Here is a 24,140-nt window from a genome sequence, read left to right on the forward strand (position 1 = left end):
GCGCGCCAGCAAGGCCGGCAGGACAGTGCAGCCTTACTCTAGCCAGGGGGACGGGCATCGTCGTCCGCCGGCAGGACGACGCCGCGCGCCCGCGCTTCGCTGGCCAGCACCAGCCGCTCAAGCAGGCCCAGATTTTTTTCGAAGTAGCTTATCTGCGCTTCCATGAGCAGCACGGCCTTGCTGCTGCTCGATTCCTTGCCGACCAACTTTTTCAGCCCGTACATCAACACGCCAGCCATCCCCAGCAAGGGAATCCCGAGGACCAGCAATTCCCGCATCAACGGATTGACCCCTGCTTCGTCCGCGCCAGGCTTGATCGCCTCGGCGGAGACAATGCGCACCTCCTGCGAAGCGTAAGGCGCCATCTGATCGTAGATATTTTCGCGGATGCGCCATCCCACCTCGCCGGCAGGCGGTGCAATCACATTCTCGACACAACGCGTAAAGGTGTCGACCAGCACATGCTTGTCATTGAAGAAACGCAGCTCCAGCATCACATTCCTGACCCTGTGGGCGGACGCGTTTTTCAGTATGCCGAACACGAGCAGCTTGCGCCCGTCGTCGGACGGACTGAACGCGACTTTCTGCAGCGACACCTGTGTCAGCGGCACCGGTACCGCGCCGTCACGGCCGCAGGCCCATGCCGCCCCGGAACAGACCAGCAGGCAGGCGGCGCGCGCGATAAAAGTTTTCATTGGTGCTTTCGGACGAGATGGGTCAAGGCGTGGACGATGCCGCCCGGATGGCCGCGCAGTCGAGCGGCGTGCCCCCCGCGCCGGCCAGCATCGCGCCGGCCTGGAACCAGCCCCACGCGGCCAGCACCAAAGGGAGCAGCGTCAGCAGCAGGCAGGCGGCGCCGATCAGGGTGGCGCGCCGGCCGCGCCGGATACGCATGGGCCGCCACACTTTAACGCCAGCGGCGGGAAATTGTCCGCTGCGCAGGCTCTTGTAGCCGGGTACGCCCAGGATCGCGCCGAGCACCAGCGCCAGCAGCAGCGGCATGCCGACGAACACGCCATAAAAAACCAGCTTGACGCCATTCACGCCGCCGATCTCGCGGCACTCGGCCGATGCCGCGAACGCCGCCAGCCAGGGGAAGAACCACAGCTTCGTCACCACCAGCAGGGCGGCCCCGGCGGTCAGGATCAGCAGCGCCAGGCGCCGGCGCTCGGCGCGCGTGTATTGCTCGGCAAATTCATTGGTGTGCTGCACGATGTCCCTTCCGTCGCGGCCCGGCTTACTTCTTCTTGCGCGCACCGCGCGGCGCCGGCGTGGCGCACTGCTGGGCGGCGTCATGCGCGTCGAGCACGTACAGTTTGGCGTCGTCATCCTTGGCGCTGGACGGCTCCAGTTGCGCGGCGATGCGCCGCACTTCGGCGTCGAGCGCGCTGCTGCCGGCGCAACCGGCGATCTTGCGCTTGAGCGTGGCCGCCAGCAGGGCCGAGCGGCCGTGCTTGACCGTATTGGGCATGCTCACGCGCCGGATCGCCAGCACTTCCTCGAAGCGCAGCAAGGCCGCCTGCGACTGGCCCTGGTGCTGCTGCATATTGCCGATGTCGTTGAGGATGGCCACCGTTTCTTCGGACTGCGGGCCGAAGGTTTGCAGCGCCTGCGGCAGCATCGCCTCGAGCAGTTCCTGGGCGCGCTTGTGGTTGCGCTCGGCGCTGTAGCTCATCGCATGCGCGGCGCGCACTTCCAGCGTCACCGGATCGGCCATGCCGAGCGTGGCGCCGTACACCGCGATGGCGCGTTCGTACCACGCGCGCCCGGCCGCGTTGTCGTTCACGCGCATGTAACTGCCGCCGAGGTTCACGTAACTCATGCCGGTCTGGTAACTGTTCTCGCCGTAGGCTTTGCGCCGCATCTCCATGCCCTCGGTCAGCAGGCGGCGCTCGGCGCTCACGTCGCCGCCGATGCCCATCAGGCGCCCGAGTGCGTCGGTGGCGTCGGCTTCGATCTGGGCATTGGCGTTTTTGCGCGCCAGCACCAGCACCGCAGCGAGCTCCTCGCCGATTTTGGCCGACTCTTCCTTGCTCTGCAGGCGTTGTTCCGCGCTGTCGAGCATGGCTTGCGCGGCCTGGTTCGATTCCTTGCCGAAGCCGGCGCGGCAGGCTTGCACGGCGGCGGCCAGCCCGGTGCGGGCGGCGGCGGCCTCGCCACGGTCGCCGGCGCGCTGGGCGTCCAGCGCATACGCGTGGCACAGCACGCCGGAGGCGTCGTGGGTGCGGATTTTTTCGGCGCGGGCGCCGGCGATGGCGTCTTTCAGGGCGCTGGCCGAGGCAGGGGCCTTGCCTTCGTTGTCCAGCGCCAGCGCGCTGCAATACTGGCGCTGCGGCGCGAATTCGAGCGCTTCGGCATCGGCGCAGCAGTCGGCGCCGCTGCAGCGCGGGCCGGACTCGCCCGGCTCTTCGGTCAGTTGGACTTCGCGCGGCCCTACCGGTTCGGTAGTACAGGCCGCCAGGCCAAGGGCGCACAACAGGACGGAAACGAGGGGGAGAAGGCGAGGTGTGAGCATAGGGGGCAACGTTCGGAATGAGGGACGTGCCATATTATAAAGCATTGTTCCTATGCTAATTTTACATCGCTGGCGTTTGCTTCAGATGGCCGATCAGGCGCTCGACATGGCGCACCTCGTCGATACCCATGAAACCGTGGCGGTGCAGTTGCGTCTCGATCGGGGTGGTATCGTCGAAGCCGGCTTCAAGCAGCAGGTCGCCGCTGTCGTGCGCGCCGTCGGCACACAGGGCATGCACCAGGCCGGCCGGTGCATAGGTGCGCACGACCAGCGCGCCATTCATGGCGATGGTCAGGGCGCGCGCGGTCGTGATGGCGTGCACCACGCCGAGCGCGTCCCTGCGCATGCGCAATGGCTGCACCAGGTGGTAAATGCCGATCCACAGCAATAGCGAGGGCACGCCCACCACCAGCAGCAGGTCCCATCCCCGCACCGGCACATTCCACACGGCCATGGCGCTCAGTACGCCGATGATCAGCGCAAACAGCGTCCATGGAATATAGAAGAACCACTTGCGATATCCCTTTTTCAGATAACTGGCCGGGATCGGCTGCGCCGCCCACACCAGGCGCTCGTCCGGCCCCAGTTCGTCGCGCAGCGCCTGGCGCAGCCTCGCGGGCAAGGCGGAGATGACGGGCGCCGCGAGCGCGCTGAAGAAGCTGGGATGCGGGGTGCCTGGGGCCAGCGGCAGGGTGGCCGCCAGCGCCGCAACCAGCCCGTGCGCGCGCCGCACATCGGCCACCGCAAGCAGGCCGTGGCGCTCGGTGGTGTAGCCGCCGTCGCCGTCGGAGACATAGTCGGTCTCGAGTATCAGGTCGCCCCAGCCGCCCTCGTGCTCGCTGCGTTCGAGTTGCTGCAGTTGCGCCGGGGCGTACGACCTGACGCTGTCGGGTTGGTCGCCGCCGCCGAGCAGGAGCACGCGCGCGCTGGTGATGGCGTACACCGTCGAGCCAGGCAAGGCCGGGTAACCATAGGCCAGTTTCATGTAATGCGCTGCGATCGGCTGGCCGACCCACACCAGGCGCTCGCCCGGCGTCAAGGCCGCCCGCAGGCGGTTTTGCAGAAGTGTCGAAAGGTCCGCGATGTCGGTCACACTGGCTCCATGGGGGAAATCGGCGCACCCATTATCGCGCACGGCAAATCTGCGGACGAAAAAAATGCCGTTCGCGCTGAACGGCATTGTTTGGGTGCTGCAGGCTTACTTGGCGTTCAGGCCACGGCGTTCCAGCAGCGGTTCGATTTTCGCGTCGCGGCCGCGGAAGTTGCGGTACATCTGCATGGCGTCGAGCGTGCCGCCTTTGGACAGCAGCATCTTGCGGAAATGGTCGCCGTTCTTGCGCGACAGGCCGCCGTTTTCATTGAACCATTCGACGGTATCGGCGTCCAGCTTTTCACTCCACAGGTAACCGTAGTAACCGGCCGAATAACCGCCCGAGAACACGTGCGAGAAGTAGGTGGTGCGATAGCGTGGCGGCACCGGCGCAAAGTCGACGCCGGCGTCTTTCAGCGCGGCCGCCTCAAAAGCGACCACGTCGGTCGGGATCTGCGCGGCGCTCAACTGGTGCCAGCGCTGGTCCAGGATCGACGAGGCCAGGTACTCGGTGGTGCGGTAGCCTTCGTTGAACTGTTTCGAGGCGATCACCTTGTCGAGCAATTCCTTCGGCATTGGTTCGCCGGTCTTGTAGTGCTTGGCGTAGTTGCCCAGCACTTCAGGCCAGACCGCCCACATTTCGTTGACCTGCGACGGGAACTCGACGAAGTCGCGCGGCACGCCGGTGCCGGCGAAGCGCGGGTATTTGACGTCCGAGAACATGCCGTGCAGGGCGTGGCCGAATTCGTGGAACAGGGTGCGCAGTTCGTCGTAGGTGAGCAGGGTCGGCTCGCCGGCGGCCGGTTTCGGAATGTTCAGGTGGTTGCCGATCACCGGGCGCGTGCCCATCAGCTGCGACTGTGGCACGTAGGCGTTGGCCCATGCACCGCCGCGCTTGTTTCCGCGCGCGTAGAAGTCGGCCACGAAGATCGCCAGCGGCTTGCCGTTGGCGTCGATCACGTCGAACACGCGCATGTCGGGGTCGTACACCGGCAAGTCCTTGCGTTCCTTGAAGGTCAGGCCATACACCTTGCCGGCGGCGTAGAACACGCCGTTGGTCAGCACGTTGTTCAGTTCAAAGTAGGGGCGCAGCTGGCTCTGGTCGAAATTGAAGCGCTCGGCGCGCACCTTGTCGCTGTAGAAGGCCCAGTCGTGGGCGGCCAGCTGGAAGCCGCCTTTTTCCGCATCGATGACTTTCTGGATGTCGGCCGCTTCCTTACGCGCGTTGGCCACGGCCGGCTTGGCCAGCTCGCCCAGCAGCTTGTTGACGGCGCCGGTATCCTTGGCGGTCTGGTCTTCGAGCATGTAGGCGGCGTGGTTGGCGTAGCCGAGCAGTTCGGCGCGTTGCGCACGCAGTGTCGCGATCTTGAGCACGACGCCCGTGTTGTCGAACTCGCCGCCACGGCTGCCGCGCGCCAGCGAGGCCGCCAGCAGGCGTTCGCGCACGCTGCGGTTGGTCAATACCGACAGCGGCGCCTGGCCGGTGGTGTTGGTGACGGGAATGGCGAACTTGCCTTCCAGGCCGCGTTTCTTGGCGACGTCGGCGGCGACCACGATGGCGGCTTCGGACATGCCGGCCAGTTCGGCGCGGGTATCGACCACCAGCGCGGCCGCGTTCGCTTCGCTCAGCACGTTCTGGCTAAAGGTGGTTTGCAGGCTGGCCAGTTCGGCGTTGTAGCCTTTGAGCTTGTCCTTGTCGGCGGCGTTGAGCTTGGCGCCGGCGCGCACGAAGTCCTTGCGGTAGCGTTCCAGCAGGAAGGCCGATTCGGCATCGAGGCCCAGTTTGGCGCGTTTGGCGTACAGGGTGTCGATGCGGTCGAACAGTTTCTGGTTCAGCAGCATGGCGTCGCGGTGGGCGGCCAGCTTGGGCGCCAACTCGCGTTCCAGGCCCTTGATGGTGTCGTTGGTGTTGCCACCGGCGAAGATGCCGAAGGCGCCGCCGGTGCGCGCGAGCAGCTTGCCCGAGCGTTCCATGGCGACGATGGTGTTCTCGAACGTGGCCGCTTTGCGGTTGTTGGCGATGGCCTCGATTTCAGCGGCGTGCTGGCGCATGCCTTCGGCAAAGGCCAGGGCGAAGTGCTCGTTCTTGATCTTGTCGAAGGCCGGGTAGTTGAACGGCAAGGTGCTGATTTTGGCGAACGGATTGGCGGCGTCGAGCGCGGCGGCGCCCGGCGCAGGGGCGGCGAAGGCGAAGTTGGCGACGGCCAGGCTGGCCGCGATGATCATGAGTTGGGGACGGGTCATGGTGTTTTCTTTGAGAGATGCGAGAAGTCCACCGTCGTTCCCGCGCCAAGGCGGCACTTGGCGCGGGAACGACGGTTTTGAGTGTAGCGAACTGGTTAAGCGGTTAACCCTACGTGCGCAGGCTTAGTTACCAGTCAACCCACGGCGGTTCAGCAGCGGTTCGATTTTCGGCTCGCGGCCGCGGAAGTTGCGGAACAGGTCAAGCGCATCGGCCGTGCCGCCGCGCGAGAGCAAGGTCTTGCGGAAATGGTCGCCGTTCTTGCGCTGCAATCCGCCATTTTCCTTGAACCATTCCACCGTGTCGGCATCCAGCTTCTCGCTCCACAGGTAAGCGTAGTAACCGGCCGAGTAGCCGCCCGAGAAACTATGCGAGAAGTACGTCGTGCGGTAGCGCGGCGGCACCGGCGCGAAATCGACGCCCGCTTCCTTCAGCGCGGCCGCTTCGAAACCAAGCACGTCGGTCGGCACTTGCGCCGCGCCCAACTGGTGCCAGCGCTGGTCCACCAGCGACGCCGCCAGATACTCGGTGGTCAGGAAACCCTGGTTGAATTTTTTCGACGCAATGACCTTGTCCAGCAATTCCTTCGGCATCGCTTCGCCGGTCTTGTAGTGCTTGGCGTAGTTGGCCAGCACTTCCGGCGCGATCATCCACATTTCATTGACCTGCGATGGATACTCGACGAAGTCGCGCGGAACATTGGTGCCCGAGAAACGCGGATACTTTACGTTCGAGAACATGCCGTGCAGCGCGTGACCGAATTCGTGGAAAGTGGTCTTGACTTCATCGACCGTCAGCAAGGTCGGCTCGCCCGCCGGCGGCTTGGGAATGTTGAGGTGGTTGGCCACCACCGAACGCGTGCCCATCAGGCCCGACTGCGACACGTATTCGTTCATCCACGCCCCACCCTGCTTGTTGCTGCGCGCGTACATGTCGGCCAGGAAGATGGCCAGTTGCTTGCCGTTGGCGTCGAACACGTCGAACACACGCACGTCCGGGTTGTACACCGGCAGGTCCTTGCGTTCCTTGAATTTCAGGCCGTACAGCTTTTCGGCGGCGAAGAACACGCCGTTGACGAGCACGTTGTCGAGCTCGAAATACGGCTTGAGCTGGTTCTCGTCGAAATTGAAGCGCTGGGCGCGCACCTTGTCGGTGTAGAAGGCCCAGTCGGCCGCGCCGACCTTGAAACCGCCTTTTTCAGCGTCGATGACTTTCTGGATATCCTCCGCTTCCTTGCGTGCATTGGTCACGGCCGGCTTGGCCAGTTCCGACAGCAGCTTGTTGACCGCGCCCGTATCCTTGGCGGTCTGGTCTTCCAGCGAGTAGGCCGCGAAGTTCGGGTAGCCGAGCAGGGCCGCGCGTTCGGCGCGCAGCTTGGCCAGCTTGATGACAACGCCACGGTTGTCGAACTCGCCGCCACGGCTGCCGCGCGTCAGCGAGGCGGTCATCAGGCGTTCGCGCACGGCGCGGTGGGTCAGCACCGCCAGCGGCGGCTGGCCGCTGGTGTTGACCAGGGCGATGGCGAACTTGCCTTCCTGGCCGCGCGTCTTGGCGGCGGCGGCGGCGGCGTCGATGGCCGCCTCGCTCATGCCGGCCAGTTCGGCGCGAGTGTCGACGATCAGCGCCGAGGCGTTGGTTTCCTTGAGCACGTTCTGGGTGAACGTGGTCTGCATGGTGGCGATTTCGCTGTTGAAGGCTTTCAGCTTTTCTTTGTCTTCAGCCGACAAGTTGGCGCCGGCGCGCACGAAATCCTTGTGGTAGCGCTCGAGCAGGTATTTGGATTCGGCATCCAGGCCGAGCTTGGCGCGCTTGTCGAACAGGGTCTTCACGCGCTGGTACAGCTTGGCGTTGAGGAACACGGCGTCGTTGTGCGCGGCCAGCTTGGGCGACATTTCGCGGTCGATGGAATCGAGCGTATCGTTGGTGTTGGCGCCCTGCAGGGCCGAAAAGGTGGTCGCCACGCGCGTGAGCAGCTGGCCCGAGCGTTCCAGCGCCACCACGGTGTTATCAAAAGTAGGCGCCTTGCGGTTGTTGGCGATGGCGTCGACTTCGCGCAGGTGGTCGCTCATGCCGGCCGCATAGGCGGGCAGGAAGTGCTCGTCCTTGATCTTGTCGAAGGCCGGGTAGTGGAACGGCAAGGTGCTCAGTTTGGCGAAGGGGTTGGTCGCGGCCAGCGAGGTCGCGGGTGCGACAGGCGCGGCAACGGCGGCGACATTGACCAGCGCCAGGCTGGCGGCAACGATAAGCATGTTTGGACGGTTCATGGCATCTTTCACGGGCGCTAAGTAAAGCTGCCGACGGATAGCCGGCAGCGCATCAGCGCACGATCATAGCAGCATGGTCACACGCCTGTCATCCGCAACGAGATATGCATGTTCCGGCAACGATATCCGTATTGACGGACGGATGGACAGGAAAAATCAGTAATGCGGCGGGCGGTCGTTGACCATGTTCGGTCCCGACTGGGCATTGTTGCGGATGTGTTCGGCCAACTTGTTGACCATCGCTTCGAGCTGGTCGATGCGACGGCCTTGCTGGTACACCATCTGGTTCAGGGATTCGACCAGGTCTTCCTGGTGCGCGAGCTTGATCTCGATATCGACAAAACGGTCTTCCTGGCTCACGGCGGCGTCCTTGGGGGCAAAGCCGCCATTATGCCAGCCGCGCCAAGCCGGGCCGCGCTAGGTGTATCTGACTAATCAACGCGAACAGATTCTATTTTGATCGCGTTGAACGTCGTTCCCGCGCAGGCGGGAACCCAATTTCGAGCAATAGCCTATGGCGGCTCGACGAACTTGGGTTCCCGCCTGCGCGGGAACGACGGAACAGTTGCGGTTTTCTCTTCGATTCAGTCAGACACACCCTAGGCCAGGCCGTCGCCCCAACCGGCCGGGGCCAGGCCGAGCAGTTGCAGCGGCGCCGCCATGTCATGCTCCGGGGGCGGCGCGCCGAACACGGCGTTCAGTTCGCCGGCCATCACCGCCAGCATCTGCTTGATGACCGCCTGGAACGGCCCGAGGTCGCTGTCGGCGTTCACGGTAGCGAGCATGGCGCGCACCATCGATGCGGCCAGCTTGCCCGCGTAGCCGGCGATCTCGGTGGGCCGGTCGAGCGCCAGGGTGAAGTCGGACGCCACCGCCAGGGTGTTGTCGATGCGTTTGGCGTCGAGCAAACCCTGCGGGCTGGTGTTTTCCAGCGCCCCGGCCATGATCGACAGGGCGGCATTGGCTTGCGAGAGCGCGCCGCTGTCGATCGCGCGGCTCCAGAACGCCAGGCCCTCGGCGTCGGCGCTGCGCCCGAGCACGTTCTTGTACACGGCGCTGACAAAGGCGCCCACGCCGTCCGGATACAGCGCGTCCGATTCGGCGCTCTTGCCGAAACTGTCGATCAGCTGGCGCAGGGCCGGATTGCTGCCGTAGGCGCTGTTGATGCCGACGATATCGTGCGGCGCGTCGAGCCTGGACAGCTGTTCCTGGAAGTTGCGCATGCCGCCGGCGTCGGCGGCGCGGCCGAAATAGGCCACGTACAGCGCTTGCACCACCTCGTCGTATTCGACGTTGACGGTGGTGTCGGAAAACTTGAACAGCTCGAAGTTGACCAACTGCGGCATGGCGCTGGCCGCACCGTTCTTGGGCAAGACCGCATAGCCGCCGCCGGCGGTGCTGGTGATGTTGTAATCGGCGCGCACGCCGGCAAAGCCGAACAGGTCGACACCGGCGCCGCCGTTAACATGAGCTTGCATGGAAAGTCCCTTCGATCCGAACACGACGGCGCCACCACCACGGCCGGCGCCTGCCCTCACTATACCAGCGTCGGCTCCCACGACTGGTAGCCGACGCCAATCAGTTCCGCATGGCTCACAGGCAGGTCATGCCCGACGCTGGCGGCGGCCCGGGCCGGCCCCGTCATCCCGTTGAGGGTGGCGACGATGGTGGCCTGGTAATCGACCAGGTCGGTGCTCGCGGTCACGCCGCCGAGCATGCCGCGCACCTTGGCGGCGGCGGCCGCGCCGCCATAGCCTTGCACTTCCTGCGGGGTATCGATGAGCAGGGTGAAGCCGGAGGCGACGGTCAGCTTGTTGTTGACCAGCTTGGCGTCGAGCACGCCCTGGGCGGTCTTGTTATCGAAGGCCCCAGCCATGATCGAGAGCGACGCGTTGGCGCGCGACAAGCCGCCGCTGTCGATCGCCTTGCTCCAGAAGCCCAGGCCGGCGGCGTCCGCAGCGCGCCCGAACACGTTCTGGTAGAGCGCCTGGATAAAGGTGGCGGTATTGCCCGGATACAGGGCGGCCGACTCGGCGCTGCTGGCGAAGCTGTCGATCAGCTTATGCAGGCCGGCATCCTTGCTGTAGGCGCTCGCCAGGTCGCGCAGGTTGTCGGGCGCGTTCAGGGCGCCCAGCTGCTGCTGGAAGCTCTGCATGCCGCTGTAATCGGCCGCGCGGCCGAAATAGCCGACGTACAAGGCTTGCACCACCGCCTCGTAGGCGAAGTTCACGGTACGGTCGGCAAACACCACTTTTTCGACGTTGACCAGCACGTCCTGGCCGTCGTTGCCGACCTGGTCGATGACCACATAGCCTTCCGCGATCTTGGTGATATCGTAATCGGCGCGCAGCCCTTTGTAGCTGGCTTCGTCGACCCCGCCGTAGCCGTTGATGACGTCGTTGCCGCCGGCCCCTTCCAGCCGTTCATTGTCGGCGTCGCCTTTGATGACTTCGTCGGCGTCGGTGCCGGTGAGGTAATCCATCGCGCCGTGGGCGCCATACTTGCCGCCCAGGCCGTCGCCGCCGTAGATCCAGTTCAGCGCAGCCAGGTCGTACTGCCCGTAGGTGCTGTGGTAAGTCGGGCTGATGGCATCGTAGGACATCAGCGTATTGTCGGTATGGTCGTCTTCGTAAGGCAGCTTGATGCCGCCTTCGAAGGGGTGCTTCAGGCCGAGCATGTGCCCTAGCTCGTGCAGCAAGGTTTCGTAGCCGGCGCCGCCCGGGGTGAGGTCGGCATTTTCGGCGCGAAATTCCACGTTGTCGATGTAGACATACGCCTCGGCGCTGTAATCGAGCACGTAATTGAGGTACTTGCTGGTCGGGGGCGTATAACTGGTGTGCCAGCTCGACAGGCCAGTGACGTCGGCGGCGGGAATATCGATCGACGCCAGGTGAATGTCGGCGCTCGTGCCAAATTGGGTTTCGACAAAGCGGATGCCGGTCACCTGCTGCAGGTAGCTAAAGGCGGTGCGGGTGGCCGCTTGCTGCGCTGCGGAAAACGCGGTTTGCCCGCGTTGTCCGTCTTCATTGCCGGTGGCGACGGAAAAGGTGTAGCGCAAATCGGTCGGCGGGCTGATGCCGATAAAATTCCAGTCGGGGCCTTCGCTGATCAAGGCGTCGATATGGTTGGCGCCGGACAGGCGCAGGTTCTTGATGTCGGAGAGAAAGGTAAAGGGCATGAAACGCAATTCGTAAAGACGAGCCGGGAACGCGCAGCGCCGCGCACGGGCGCGGACCGGAAGACTGGCGAGGGCATGGGCCGGAGACCTTACCGGCAGATACCATTAGTATCTCAAAGGAAAGTATTGACGTCAAATATTTGCTTACAAAATAGGCAGCCAAAGCCGCATTTTGTTCAAAAAACCACATTTCCCCAATCAAACCAAGGCAACAGGCAGGCGCCACCCGCAGCGGGTGACCCCTGCCTTGGCCGACTACGCCAGATCGACCAGGTCGTTCAGTCCGACCAGCGCGATATGCTGGTCTGGCAGCGCGGCCTCATAAGCAGCCCAGGAAGCGCCGCTTTGCCCCCTGCCATTGACCATCTCCTGCAAGGTGCCGGCGATGGTGCCCTGGAAGGCCGCGATATCGGTCGCGGCCGTCACCGTGCCGAGCATGGCGCGCACCGTGGCCGCCGCGCCGGCGCCGACATAGCCGTTCACTTCAGCCGAGTTGTCGATGGCCAGGGTGAAGTCGGAAGCGATGGTGATCTTGTTGTTGACCAGCTTGCCGTCGAGCAGGCCCTGGGCCGTGGTATTTTCCAGCGCGCCGGCCATGATCGAGAGCGAGGCGTTGGCGCGCGACAGGTTGCCGCTGTCGATCGCGTTGGTCCAGAACGCCAGGCCGTCGGCGTCGGGGGCGCGGTTGAAAATATTCTGGTAGACGGCGGCGATGAAGCTGTTGGTGCTGCCCGGATACATGGCGGCCGATTCGGCGCTGCCGCCGAAGCTGTCGATCAGGCTGTGCAGGCCGGCATTGCCGGCGTAGGCCGCGCTGATGGCCGAAAACGTCAGCGGCGCCTTCAGGTCGGTCAGCTGCGACTGGAACGATGCCAGTCCGCCCGAATCGGCCGCGCGTCCGAAGTAGGCCAGGTACAGCGCCTGCACCACCTCGTCGTAGTCGAGCTGGAGAACGCCGCCGTTGAAGCGAATGGATTCCACATTGCGCAGCACGTCCACGCCGCCGTTGCCGGCTTTGTCGGTGACGACGAAACCGCTGTCGTCGCGCACCACGTAATAATTGCCGCGCGGGCCGTCGTAGCTGACCGAGTCGGCGCCGGCGAGGCCATCGATGAGATGATTGCCGCTGGCCGACAGCAACAGGTCGTTGCCGGGCGTGCCCGTGAGCGTGGTCGATCCGCCCAGCGCGAACAGCAGGTGCTTGGCGGCCGTGCTGGTGTTGCCGGCCTTGTCGAGCGCGCTGACCAGGACGTCGTAATTGCCGTCGGCCAGGGCGCTGCCGCCCAGGCTCCAGTTGCCATCGGCGCCGACCGTGCCTTCGGCAAGGGTGGCGCCGGCATTGCTCAGGCGGATCGTGCTGCCGGCTTCGCCGTTGCCACTGAAGCGGACCACGCTGCCGGCGGCCACCAGCACGCTGCCCGAGGGCGCCGCCGGCGCTACGGTATCGACGCCGAACACCAGCGCCGCGCTCGGGACCGAGACATTGCCGGCGGCGTCGGTGGCGCGCACCGTGAGCGCCAGGTTGGGGCCATCGGCCAGGACCGAGGTGGCGACCGCCCAGTCGCCGCCTGCGCCAGCCTTGGTGCTGGCCACCAGCGTGGCGCCGCTGTACACATCGATCCTGGCATTGGCTTCGGCGCTGCCGCTCACCATGGGTTTGTTGCCGGACACGAAACCGTTGGGATTCTTGGCCAGGCTGGCAGTCGGCGCGGCCGGCGCGGTGCTGTCGGCCGCCGGAGGCGTGACCACCGGCGGCGGGGTGACGACTGGCGGCGGTGTGACCACCGGCGGTGGCGTGACCACCGGCGGTGGCGTGACGACCGGCGGTGGCGTGACGACTGGCGGCGGGATGACTACCGGCGGCTGCACCACCTGGGTCGACTGTACGCTGCGGTCGTCGAACTTCAGCACTTCGACCGAGCTCAGGGTGTCGACGCCGTCGGCGCCGCTCACGCGCAGCTTGCCGCCGCCCAGGTCGGTGAAGGCATACGCGGAGAACTTGCCGCGAAAGACGGCGGTGTCGGTGCCGTTGCCGCCGTTGAGCGTATCGTTGCCGCCGTCGCCTTCGAGGCGGTCGTTGGCGGCGCTGCCGGTCAGGGTGTCGGCCCCGTTGGTGCCGGTGACGTAGCGCGCGCCGTCGGTCGAGTTGATGCCGAGTGCGCCGCCCAGGCCGTCGCCGCCGTACAGCCAGTTGAGGGCCGCGACGTCATACTGGCTGAAGGTGGCGTACGGACCGCCCTTGGTGGTGTACGAGAGCAGCGTGTTGCTGGTGTTGTCCTCGGCGGCCGGCAAGCGGATCGCGTCGTCGAACGGGTGCTTCAGGCCCAGCATATGACCGAGTTCGTGCAGCAGGATCTGCAAACCGCCCGAGCCGGGGGCCAGGGTGGCGTTCTCGGGCAGGGCGGCGGCGACGTCGTCCAGATACACATAGGCTTTGGCGCTGTAACCGAGCAGCGTTTCGCCCGAGTACGACATGCTCGATTTCCAACTGGCCAGGCCGGCCGTGCCGCCGCCCAGGTCCTTCGAGGCCAGGTGCACGTCGGCGATGGCGGTATCGGCCGTTTCGGCGAACACGATGCCGGTGATCGTACCGAGGTAGGACAGGGCCGCGCGCGTACCGGCTTGCTGGCCGGCGCTAAAGGCCAACAGGCCGTTGGCGGCGCTGTTGGCGCCCTCGTTATTGGCGGCAATCGAAAAGGTGTAGCGGATGGTGTTGCCGACAGGCGTCACATAGTTCCAGTCGGGGCCGCCACCGAGCAGGGCGTCGATGTGGTTCAGGCCGGAGAGGACGGTATCGAGATCGGAGATATTGGGCATGCAGTGGCTAGTGTTGGATGTGGAAAGGTTTCCAACCGCGAACCGACCTTGAACGTCCGGCAAACAGATATGGAATATTGCCGCGTTTTACTCGACAAGCGCCGCAGTATTCCAAATTTATGTAATGACGTCAATTAAATTATGAAATGTGCATCTTCGGCTGTGCACGACGCGCCGCTGCCCGCGCATGGCAAAAAGCCGGCGTCGCCCGAGAAGGGCGACGCCGGCCGCGAGCCCGGCAATCTGGCGCGGCAAGCCGGTGCGCTTACAGCGGCAGGTCGACCAGGGACGTGTGGTTGACGCCGACCAGGGCGATGGGCTGGGCCGGCAGGTCGGCTTCGTAGTAGGACGAGGAAGCCGACCCCTGCACCCCGGCCCCGCTCATCTTCAGCAAGGTGCTGGCGATGGTGGCCTGGAAGGCCGCGATATCGGTCGTGGCCGTGACCGTGGCGAGCATGCTGCGCACCGTGGCGGCCGCCGTGTTGCCGACATAGCTGCCCAGCTCGGCTGGGGTATCGATGGCCAGGGTGAAGTCGGAAGCGATGGTGATCTTGTTGTTGACCAGCTTGCCGTCGAGAATGCCCTGGGCCGTGGTGTTTTCCAGCGCCCCGGCCATGATCGAGAGCGAGGCGTTGGCGCGCGACAGGTTGCCGCTGTCGATCGCGTTGGTCCAGAACGCCGCGCCGCCGGCGTCGGGGGCGCGGTTGAAGATGTTCTGGTAGACGGCGGCGATGAAGCTGGCGGTGCTGCCCGGATACAGGGCCGCCGATTCGGCGCTGGCGCCGAAGCTGTCGATCAGATTGTGCAGGCCGGCATTGTTGGCGTAGGCCGCGCTCACGCCCGAAAACGACACGGGCGCCTGCAGGTCGACCAGCTGCGACTGGAAGGACGACAAGCCGCCCGAATCGGCCGCGCGCCCGAAGTAGGCCAGGTACAGGGCCTGCACCACGTCGTCGTATTCGAGCTTGAGGGTGCTGTCGCTGAACTTGACCGCTTCTATATTGCGCAGCAAGTCGACGCCGTCGGTGCCGCTGCGGGCGGTGAGCACGAAACCGCTGTTGTCGCGCACCACGTCGTAGTTGCCGCGCGGGCCGGTGTAGTTGACCGTGTCGGTGCCGGCGCCGCCGTCGATGACGTTGTTGCCCGCGGTCGGCTGCAGGGTATCGTTGCCGGCGCTGCCACCGATGGTGCTGCTGGCCCCGACCGTAAACAACAGGTGCTTGGTGGACGTGGTGTTGTTGTCGGCCTTGTCGAGCGCGCTCACGGTGACATCGTAATTGCCGTTGGCCAGGGTGCTGCCGCCCAGGCTCCAGCTGCCGCCGGCGCCAACCGTGCCTTCGGCGATGATGGCGCTGGCGTTGGTCAGGCGGATGGTGCTGCCGGCTTCGCCGTTACCGCTGAACAGCACTGCCCCATTGGCCGAGACATTCACGCTCGCCGTCGGCGCCGTCGGCGCCACGGTGTCCACGCTGAACTGCAGCGCCACGCTGGGGAGCGAGACATTGCCGGCGGCGTCGGTAGCGCGCACGGTCAGCGCCAGGTCGAGCCCATCGGCCAGGGCCGAGGTGGCAACCGCATACGTGCCGTTGGCCGCCGCCGTGGTGCTGGCGACCAGGCCGACCGCGCTGTAGATGTCGATCTTGGCGTTGGCTTCGGCGCTGCCGCTGACCAGCGGCTTGTTGCCGGACACGAAACCATTGGCGTTCTTGACCAGGCTGGCAATCGGCGCGCCCGGCGCGGTGATGTCGCCGCCGGGCGGCGTCCCCACCTGCGGCGACGGCACGCTCTGGTCGTCGAACTTGAGCAGTTCCACCGAGTTCAGGGTATCGGTGCCGTCGGCCCCGGTCACGCGCACGCTGCCGCCGCCGAGGTCCAGCACGGTGTACGAGCCGTAATTGCCGCGGAACACGGCGGTATCGGTGCCGCCGCCGCCGTTGACAATATCGTCGCCGCCGTCGCCCTCGAACCGGTCGGCGCCCGTGCCGCCGGTGAGGGTGTCGGGCAGGCTGGTGCCGACCAGGTAGCGCCCGCCGCCGGTCGAATTGATGCCGAGCGCGCCGCCCAGGCCGTCGCCGCCGTACAGCCACTTCAGGGCCGCCACGTCGTACGGGCTGAAGTCGGCGTAGGGGCCGCCCACGTTGGTGTACGAGAGCAATGTGTTCGAGGTATTGTCGTCGCCCACCGGGAGATGGGTGCTGCCTTCGAAGGGATGCTTCAGGCCCATCATATGGCCCAGTTCATGCAGCAGGGTCTGGTAGCCGCCGGTGCCGGGCGCGAGGCTGGCGTTGGCGGCTCCGAACTCGACGTTATCGAGATAGACATAGGCTTGCGCATCGTACGCGGTCACGGTGCTGCCGCTGTAGTTATAGCTCGAACTCCAGCTGCACAAACCGCTCGTGTTGACGCCGCTGATATTGACCGAGGCCAGGTGCACATCGGCCGCCAGGCCGTTCGCCGTTTCGGTAAACGTGATGCCGGTCAGCGCGGCCAGGGTGGCAAACGCCGCGCGCACCCCGGTTTGCTGGGACGCGGAAAACGCGCTCTGGCCGCTCTGCGTCGCTTCATTGCCGGTCGTGACAGAGAAGGTGTACAGGATGGTATTACCGGCCGGCGTGAGGTAGTTCCAGTCCGGCCCCGAGTCGAGCAGGGCGTCGATGTGGATCAGGCCGGAGGTGGGGGTAACGGTGATGTCGGATACGGTCGCCATGCTTGTGTGCTCGTCATTGGAAGTGAAGGGTCCAAATGACGCGCGACCGGTGCGCTGACAAGCCCCGGCAGGCGATTTGGAAAGTGGCGGGCGCATGCGCCGGCGGTGAATTCAGTATTTCAAACTCGGAAGTTACCGTCAAACAAAATTTGAATCGTGCGTGCAATTTATCGCAAATAAACACCACCGCAGATGATCACATCCTCGCTCGGCTGGCAATACATTGCCTTTGGTTCAATCTTACCGCTCACAGGATTAGTGAACTTATATTCTTGCCAAAAAGAAGGATTCTTTTCAGCCATCTCGACCCGTTCTTTCACGAACACCTTGCCGTCGATATCCTTTCACTCCATCAGATTCTTGTTCAGCATTTTCGGATTGGCGCCATGCGCGCGCACCACGCCATCGAAGTTCGGACAAGCGCGCCAGGGCGGCGCGTCGGGCCATCCTAGCACTTCTGTGAGGTGCTGCCGAGTGTTAAGTTTTCGGTGTTGCAAGCAGCGCCTTCAGGCTGGCCAGGCGGTCCTTGGGCGAGATCGTTTCGGCTTCGGTGGGCGGAGCGTCGCCGACGTCGAGCGCCATTTCCTTGATGAAACGAGAGACGTCGCAATGGACTTGTTCGCCGGCGCGCTTGCGTTTCTTGCACCAGGTAATGTGCAAGGTGCGCTGGGCGCGCGTGATGCCCACGTACATCAGGCGCCGTTCTTCCTGGATGCGCGCGCCGATGGTTTCCACCGACGCGTCCGGATCGCCCTTGTGCGGCAGGATGCCCTCCTCCACGCCGACCAGGAAGACGTGCGGAAATTCCAGTCCCTTGGACGCGTGCAGGGTCGACATGCGCACCGCGTCCGGCTCTTCGTCCTTGCCTTCCAACATGCTCATCAAGGCCACCATCTGGGTCAGTTCCAGCAGGTTTTTTTCCTCGCCGGATTTATCCTTGCCGCCACAGCCGCGCTCCTTGAGCCAGTTGGTAAATTCGAGCACGTTTTGCCACTTGCTTTGCGCCGCGCGGTCGTCGAAGGTATCGTACAGATAACTCTCGTACGCGATCTCTTTCATCATGTCGTCGAGCACGGCGGCCGCGTTCTCGCCGCTGCCGGACGGACCGGGACGGCTGGCGCGCGCTTCGAGCTGGTTGATGAAGTTGCAAAAGGATCGCAAAGGCAACAACTGCCGGTCCGGCAACTTCGCTTCGATGCCGCCCTTGAAGGTCGCTTCAAACAGGGAACAGTTCCACTGCTTGGAAAACGCGCCCAGCACTTCCAGGGTGGCCATGCCGACCCCGCGCTTGGGCGTGGTGACGGCGCGGATGAAGGCCGGGTCGTCGCCATCGTTGGCGATCAGGCGCAGGTAGCTGATGATGTCCTTGATTTCGGCCTTGTCGAAAAAGCTCTGGCCGCCCGAAATCGTGTAGGGAATGCGCTCCTTGCGCAGGCATTGCTCGATCACGCGCGCCTGGTGGTTGCCGCGATACAAAATGGCGTAATCGGACCACTTGTTCTTGCGCTGGAAGCGGTCGCTTGAGATCATGATCGCCACCTGCTCGGCTTCCTGGTCGTCGCTCTGCATGCCCAGCACCGAGATCGGCTCGCCCAGGCCGTGCTCGGACCACAGGGCTTTTTCGAACAGCTTGGGATTGTTCGAAATGACCGCGTTGGCCGCCTGCAAGATGCGCGTGGTGGAACGGTAATTCTGTTCGAGCTTGATGACGCGCAAGTCCGGGAAATCGTCGCCCAGGGTTTTCAGGTTTTCCACCGAGGCGCCGCGCCAGGCGTAGATGGCCTGGTCGTCGTCGCCCACGGCGGTAAACATCGGTTTCTTGCCGATGCCGGTGACCAGCAGTTTGACCAGCTCGTACTGGCAAGTGTTGGTGTCCTGATACTCGTCCATGAGCAGGTAGCGCAGGCGGCGCTGCCATTTGTCGCGGATCGGATCGTTGTTGCGGAACAATTCCACCGGCAGGCGGATCAGGTCGTCGAAGTCGACCGCCTGGTAGGCCGCCAGGGTCGCCACGTAGCTGCGGAACACGCGCGCGGCCTGGGCTTCGTCCTCATCCTTGGCGTTGTTGACGGCGTCTTCCGGGTCGATCAGGGCGTTTTTCCACAGCGAAATTGAATTCTGTATGCTGCGGATCAATTGCTTGTCGGTGGTAATGGCCAGATCCTGGACCAGGCCGAAGCAGTCGTCGCTGTCCATGATCGAGAAGCGGTCCTTCAAGCCCACGCCGGCCGCTTCCTGGCGCAGGATTTTCACGCCGAGCGAGTGGAAGGTGGACACGGTGAGCTGCTTGGCCTGGCGCGGTTGCTTGAGCAGCTTGGCGATGCGCTCCTGCATTTCCAGCGCGGCCTTGTTGGTGAAGGTCAGGGCGGCGATGGTGCGCGGATCGTAGCCCCGGTCCTCGATCAGGTGCGCGATTTTCTGGGTGATGACGCGCGTCTTGCCCGAGCCGGCGCCGGCCAGCACCAGGCAGGGGCCGTCGAGGTACATGACCGCCTCGCTCTGCGGAACGTTCAGGCCGAAACTGGGAGTGGTGGACATCGGGCGGGGCAATCAGGTGGGGGACGACCGGGCATTGTAACGCACCCCACCGCCGTTTCCGTCGCCCCGGGCGCGACCGTCCCAGGCGTCTCAGAAGCCCGACAAGACAATCTTCCCGATCGTGCTTCCCGCCTCCAGCGCCGCGTGGGCGCGCGCCAGATTGGCGGCGTCGATCTTGCCGCCGCTTTGGCCCACGGTGGTTTGCAAGACACCGGCGTCGACCAGCGCCGCCACCTCGCCCAGCAAGTGGTGCTGCTCGATCATGTCGGCCGTGCCGAACATCGAGCGCGTAAACATCATCTCGAACACCACGGTGACGCTTTTGCCGAACACCAGGTCCATCGGCAGCGGCCGTTCATTGCGCACGATCGCGCAAATCTTGCCCTGTGGCGCGATCGCCGTCGCCATGGCCGCGAAATGCAGGTCGATATCGTTCAGGCACAAAATGTAATCGACTTGCGCCAGCCCCAGCGCGGCCAGTTGCGCCGGCATGTCGCCGTGGTGATCGATCACATGGTCCGCCCCCAGCGCCGTGCACCACTGGCTTGAGGCCGGGCGCGAGGCCGTCGCCACCACGGTCAGCCTGGCCAGTTTTTTGGCCAGCTGGATCGCAATCGAGCCCACCCCGCCGGCGCCGCCGATAATCAAGACCGACTTGCCCGCGTCGGCCCCGCTGCGCGAGACGCCCAGGCGCTCGAACAGCGCTTCCCAGGCAGTGATGCTGGTCAGCGGCAAGGCGGCGGCCTGCTCCATGCCGAGGCTGGCCGGCTTGCGCCCGACGATGCGCTCGTCGACCGCATGGAACTCGCTGTTGGCGCCCGGACGCACCACGCTGCCCGCGTAATAGACCGCATCGCCCACCTTGAACAGGCTGGCCTGCGGACCGACGGCGCTGACGGTGCCGGCCACGTCCCAGCCGAGCAGCTGCGGTTCGCCATCGTGGGCGGCCCCCTGGCGCTGCTTGTAGTCGACCGGGTTGACCGAGATCGCCTCGACCTTGACCACCAGGTCGCGCCCTTGCGACTGCGGCTGGGGCAGGTTGACGTCGTGCAGGGCTCCGTTAATGACGGCGATGGCTTTCATGTTGTTTCCTTGTCTGGTTGCGAGAAGAGCCAGTGTAGACCGCCCCGATTCGATTTATAATTGGCATAATGATTGAATATCTCTTCACCAAAACAAAAAAATGCACCTCGACCTGACCGATGTGGCGCTGTTCGTGCGGGTCTGCGCCACCCGCAACCTGTCGGCCGCCGGGCGCGAGTTCGGGCTGTCGCCGGCGGCCTCGAGCGCGCGCATGGCCCAGCTCGAACGCCAGCTCGGCGCGCGCCTGCTGCACCGGACCACGCGCCAGATCGCCCTGTCGCAGGATGGCGAAGTCTTTCTCGAGCGCGCCGTGGCCCTGCTCGACGCCGCCGAACAGGCGCGCGCCTCGGTCGGCGCCGGGCGAGAACCGCAGGGCTTGCTACGGGTGGCGGCCTCGGTCTCGTTCGGACGCCTGCACCTGATGCCATGGCTGCCGCAATTCCTGGAACGCTATCCGGGCCTGCAACTCGACCTGCGCCTGTCGGACCGGGTGATCGACCTGGCCGCCAACGGCATCGACGTGACCATCCGCAACGGGCCGCTGCACGATTCGGCCCTGATCGCGCGCGTGCTGGCGCCCAGCCGCCTGCTGCTGGTGGCCGCGCCCGATTACCTGGCGCGGCACGGCACGCCGCAGCGCCCGCAGGAGCTAAGCGAGCACCAGTGCCTGGTGCTGGAAGGCCTTAATCCATGGAATTTCAGGGATACTGACGGCAGCCTGATCAGCGTGCGGGTGGGCGGGCGGATGCGCAGCGATAACGGCGAAGCGATGCGCGACGCCGCCCTGGCCGGGCTGGGCATCGCGCTGCAATCGACCTGGGCGGTGTACCAGCAGCTCAAGAGTGGCGCGCTGGTGCCCCTGCTGGCGGCGTATCCGATGGCGTTGAATTCGGTGGTCTCGGCCCAGTACCTGAACCGCAATTTTTTGCCGCCCAAGACGCAAGCGTTCATCGATTATTTTGCCGCCCGCTTCGGACCGACCCCGTATTGGGACGAGGGCTTGCCCGGGATCGGCAATTAGGTGGCGACCTTGTTGTCCGCGCACAGGGCGTTGAGCAGGCGCAGCTGTTCATGCTGCATGTCGAGCAGTTGCTGCTTGAAGCCATCCATCTTTTCGTGCAGGGCCATGATTTCGAGCTCGGCCTTGAGGTTGATCTCGTAATCGTTCTGGGCGTTGAGGCGGTCGATTTCGCCCTGGCGGTTCTGCGACATCAGGATCACCGGCGCCTGGATCGAGGCCAGCATCGACAAAAACAGGTTCAGCAGGATGTAGGGATAGGGATCGAAGGGTTTGGCGCCGCCGCGCGTAAGCAGGAAGGAATTGAGCACCACCCAGCACACCAGCACCAGCGCGAACAGCATGATGAAGGTCCAGGAACCGCCGAAGCGGGCCACGGCGTCGGCCGCGCGCTGGCCGAAGGTGGGGTCGTCTTCCGGATCGGGCTGGCTGGGGGTGAGCGCGCGCCGTTCGGCGATGTGCTTGGCCACGGTATCGTCGCTGCGTTTTTGCAGCTCTTCGATATGCGCCAGATAGTCTTTGCGGGTGGTCCTCATGCTGTGTTCTTCGCTGGTGGTGCAGACCGGTTGTCTGCTCGATAACAGTGTATCCGCAAGTCACTTTTCAGCGCGCACAGATCGCTTGCGTTACCATCGCACTATCCGGGCTGCCATGCCCTTTACCGACGAGTCAGAGCACCATGAAATTTGAACACTTAATTGAAATTAACGATCCCTTGAACCCGCTGATCGACACCCTGACGCGCGAGCAACTGTGGCGTGGACTGGTGCTGTGCGCCGAAATGCCCAAGCTGTTCGTGCCGCATCTGGACGAGTGCACGATCGACGAGCGCGAGAGCGGCAGTTTCCGGCGCAGCCGGCGTTTCGGCGAGCTGGTGGTGCTCGACCGCGTGCTGCTCACGCCGCTGCAGGAAGTACGCTACGAGGTGCCGGAACAGGGCGAGATCGCCGCCTCAAGCCTGACCGTGACGATCGAAACGCCGGCCGAGCACACCCTGTTCGTGCGCTTCAAGTACGACGACGGGCATGATGCCGAAACCGACAAGGTCAATGCCATGTATGACGAGTACAAGAAGTCGGCGTACCAGGAAGCCGATATCGACACCATCCGGATCGTGCGCGAGATGGCGGGGGCGGGACGGCTCGATGCCAGTTATTTGAACTAGGGGCGACGGGCGGCCGGCGACGGGCGCCTGGCCACCCCCAGGCTCACACGCCCGGCGTCGTGTCCGGCGCGCCACTCGCCTTCGGCGCGCCTTTTTCCAGCTCCAGCGCCAAGTCGCGCAGCGCGGTGCGCACGCCCTCCTCGATCACCGGATGGTAGAACGGCATGTCGAGCATCTGCGCCACCGTCATGCGCGCCTGGCAGGCCCAGGCCAGCAGGTGCCCCAGGTTCTCCGCGCGCGGCCCGATCATCTCGGCGCCCAAAAAGCGGCCGGTGCCGTACTCCCCATACACGCGCAGCATGCCGTGGTTCTGCAGCATCACCCGGCTGCGCCCCTGGTTCTCGAAGGACACCTTGCCGAGCGCAAACTTGGGCTTGCCTTCAGCACACAACTCCTTGTAGCTCTCGCCCAGGGTCGCGATCTGCGGCTCGGTAAACGCAATCGTGAGCGGCGTGCGGCGCAGGCCCGGGCGCACGTCGGGATAGCGGCCGGCGTTGTCGCCCGCGATCTTGCCGTGGTCGGCCGCCTCCGGCAGCACCGGGCGCTCGTTGTTGGCGTCGCCGGCGATGAAAATGTGGCTGGTGCCGCACTGCATGGTGGTGGCGTCGAACAAGGGAATGCCGCGCTCGTCCAGCGCCAGGCCGGTGTGCTCGATGCCGATCTGGTCCACATTCGGCGTGCGCCCGGCCGCCACCAGCACATACGAAAAGCGGTCGGTATGCTCGGCGCCGGCGGCGTTACGCGTTGTCAAGACGACTTCCTCTCCCTGCTGCTCGGCGCCGATGATCCGTTGCTGGAAGCGCAGGTCGAGTTCGCGCCCGAGGGCCTTGCCGGCCACGTGCAGCACTTCCGGGTCGCTCAGCTGGGCCACGCTGCCGCCGCGCGCGAACACGCTCACGCGCACCCCCAGGCGATGCAGGGCCTGGCCCAGTTCCAGGCCGATCACGCCGGTGCCGATCACCGCCACCGATGCCGGCAGGTCGGTCCAGTCGAACACATCATCGCTGACGATGACGCGCGTGCCCACCTCCTTGAGCTGGGGCAGCATGACCGGGGTGGAACCGCTGGCGATGACCACCCGCGACGCCTCGACCGTGGTGTGCTCGCCGACCTGCAGCGACTGCGGGCCGGTGAAGCGGGCGTGGCCGCGCAGCTTGTCCTGGTCCGGGATGTTGTCAACGCTCTCGAGCACGAAGCCGACGAAACGGTCGCGTTCGCTGCGCACGCGCGCCATCACGGCCTTGCCGTCGATGCGCACGCCATCGGGATGGACCCCGAATTGCGGCGCCAGCGCCAGCATGTGGGCCGCCTCGCTGGCGGCGATCAGCAATTTGCTGGGCATGCAGCCGACGCGGGCGCAGGTGGTGCCGTAGGGGCCGCTCTCGATGAGGAGCGCGGTTTTCCCTTGGGCGCGGGCGGCGCGGTAAGCGGCGAGACCTGCGGTTCCGGTGCCGATGACGGCGACGTCGACGTGTAACTTGTTCATGGCGGACTCTTTTTCAACTGGACGTACAAAGGATGCG

At 64.9% G+C, this 24,140-nt stretch carries 18 protein-coding genes; 2 read left to right on the forward strand and 16 right to left on the reverse strand.

The features are described from left to right. Window positions 1-38: 38 nt before the first annotated feature. From F2P46_RS04345 to F2P46_RS04410, 14 genes are all read right to left on the reverse strand, one after another. Complete coding sequence (locus tag F2P46_RS04345) at window positions 39-695, reverse strand: hypothetical protein (RefSeq protein WP_166885571.1); 657 nt, start codon at window positions 693-695, stop codon at window positions 39-41. Between the two features lie 22 nt (window positions 696-717). Then, window positions 718-1,212, reverse strand: coding sequence for a hypothetical protein (locus F2P46_RS04350; protein ID WP_166885573.1), 495 nt, complete (start codon window positions 1,210-1,212; stop codon window positions 718-720). Window positions 1,213-1,237: 25 nt separating this feature from the next. Beyond that, the gene (locus tag F2P46_RS04355) at window positions 1,238-2,515 is read right to left on the reverse strand and encodes a tetratricopeptide repeat protein (RefSeq protein ID WP_166885575.1); all 1,278 of its coding nucleotides are present in this window, start codon (window positions 2,513-2,515) and stop codon (window positions 1,238-1,240) included. Between the two features lie 61 nt (window positions 2,516-2,576). After that, complete coding sequence (locus F2P46_RS04360) at window positions 2,577-3,608, reverse strand: hypothetical protein (RefSeq protein ID WP_166885576.1); 1,032 nt, start codon at window positions 3,606-3,608, stop codon at window positions 2,577-2,579. 105 nt (window positions 3,609-3,713) lie between these two features. Further along, window positions 3,714-5,849, reverse strand: a complete 2,136-nt coding sequence (locus tag F2P46_RS04365; protein WP_166885578.1) for a M3 family metallopeptidase — start codon at window positions 5,847-5,849, stop codon at window positions 3,714-3,716. 123 nt (window positions 5,850-5,972) lie between these two features. Beyond that, window positions 5,973-8,111: a M3 family metallopeptidase gene (locus F2P46_RS04370; RefSeq protein WP_229509054.1), complete on the reverse strand. Its 2,139-nt coding sequence runs from the start codon at window positions 8,109-8,111 to the stop codon at window positions 5,973-5,975. Window positions 8,112-8,267: 156 nt separating this feature from the next. After that, the gene (locus tag F2P46_RS04375) at window positions 8,268-8,471 is read right to left on the reverse strand and encodes a SlyX family protein (RefSeq protein WP_166881904.1); all 204 of its coding nucleotides are present in this window, start codon (window positions 8,469-8,471) and stop codon (window positions 8,268-8,270) included. A gap of 239 nt (window positions 8,472-8,710) precedes the next feature. After that, on the reverse strand, window positions 8,711-9,589 hold the full coding sequence (locus F2P46_RS04380) for a DUF4214 domain-containing protein (RefSeq protein WP_166885581.1): 879 nt from the start codon (window positions 9,587-9,589) through the stop codon (window positions 8,711-8,713). A gap of 59 nt (window positions 9,590-9,648) precedes the next feature. Then, window positions 9,649-11,289, reverse strand: coding sequence for a DUF4214 domain-containing protein (locus F2P46_RS04385; RefSeq protein WP_166885583.1), 1,641 nt, complete (start codon window positions 11,287-11,289; stop codon window positions 9,649-9,651). 255 nt (window positions 11,290-11,544) lie between these two features. Continuing rightward, on the reverse strand, window positions 11,545-14,106 hold the full coding sequence (locus tag F2P46_RS04390) for an Ig-like domain-containing protein (protein WP_166885584.1): 2,562 nt from the start codon (window positions 14,104-14,106) through the stop codon (window positions 11,545-11,547). Window positions 14,107-14,371: 265 nt separating this feature from the next. Next, window positions 14,372-16,813, reverse strand: coding sequence for an Ig-like domain-containing protein (locus F2P46_RS04395; protein WP_166885587.1), 2,442 nt, complete (start codon window positions 16,811-16,813; stop codon window positions 14,372-14,374). Window positions 16,814-16,980: 167 nt separating this feature from the next. Continuing rightward, a complete protein-coding gene (locus F2P46_RS38530; RefSeq protein ID WP_306667671.1) occupies window positions 16,981-17,115 on the reverse strand; it encodes a hypothetical protein in 135 nt (44 codons plus the stop codon). Between the two features lie 175 nt (window positions 17,116-17,290). After that, entirely contained in the window at window positions 17,291-19,351 is a 2,061-nt protein-coding gene (locus F2P46_RS04405) for a UvrD-helicase domain-containing protein (protein ID WP_166885589.1), read from the reverse strand. Window positions 19,352-19,441: 90 nt separating this feature from the next. Next, window positions 19,442-20,434 carry a zinc-binding alcohol dehydrogenase family protein gene (locus tag F2P46_RS04410; protein WP_166885591.1) on the reverse strand — a complete coding sequence of 331 codons (993 nt, stop codon included), beginning with the start codon at window positions 20,432-20,434 and terminating at the stop codon, window positions 19,442-19,444. Between the two features lie 100 nt (window positions 20,435-20,534). Between F2P46_RS04410 and F2P46_RS04415 the strand changes: the two genes are divergently transcribed. After that, window positions 20,535-21,455 (forward strand): LysR family transcriptional regulator, encoded by a 921-nt coding sequence (locus tag F2P46_RS04415; RefSeq protein WP_166885593.1) that lies wholly within the window; start codon window positions 20,535-20,537, stop codon window positions 21,453-21,455. Here the strand turns inward: F2P46_RS04415 and F2P46_RS04420 are convergent. Beyond that, entirely contained in the window at window positions 21,452-21,988 is a 537-nt protein-coding gene (locus tag F2P46_RS04420; RefSeq protein WP_166885595.1) for a DUF1003 domain-containing protein, read from the reverse strand. The two genes, F2P46_RS04415 and F2P46_RS04420, sit on opposite strands and share 4 nt — an antisense overlap. Window positions 21,989-22,131: 143 nt before the next feature. Here F2P46_RS04420 and F2P46_RS04425 point away from each other — a divergent pair, with 143 nt between their 5' ends. Further along, window positions 22,132-22,617: an SRPBCC family protein gene (locus F2P46_RS04425; RefSeq protein ID WP_166885596.1), complete on the forward strand. Its 486-nt coding sequence runs from the start codon at window positions 22,132-22,134 to the stop codon at window positions 22,615-22,617. A gap of 43 nt (window positions 22,618-22,660) precedes the next feature. Here the strand turns inward: F2P46_RS04425 and F2P46_RS04430 are convergent, their stop codons facing one another. Beyond that, the gene (locus F2P46_RS04430) at window positions 22,661-24,103 is read right to left on the reverse strand and encodes a dihydrolipoyl dehydrogenase (RefSeq protein WP_166885598.1); all 1,443 of its coding nucleotides are present in this window, start codon (window positions 24,101-24,103) and stop codon (window positions 22,661-22,663) included. Between the last annotated feature and the right edge of the window lie 37 nt (window positions 24,104-24,140).

This window comes from Massilia sp. CCM 8734 (assembly GCF_011682155.1).
GTDB classification, from domain to species: domain Bacteria; phylum Pseudomonadota; class Gammaproteobacteria; order Burkholderiales; family Burkholderiaceae_D; genus Telluria_A; species Telluria_A rubra.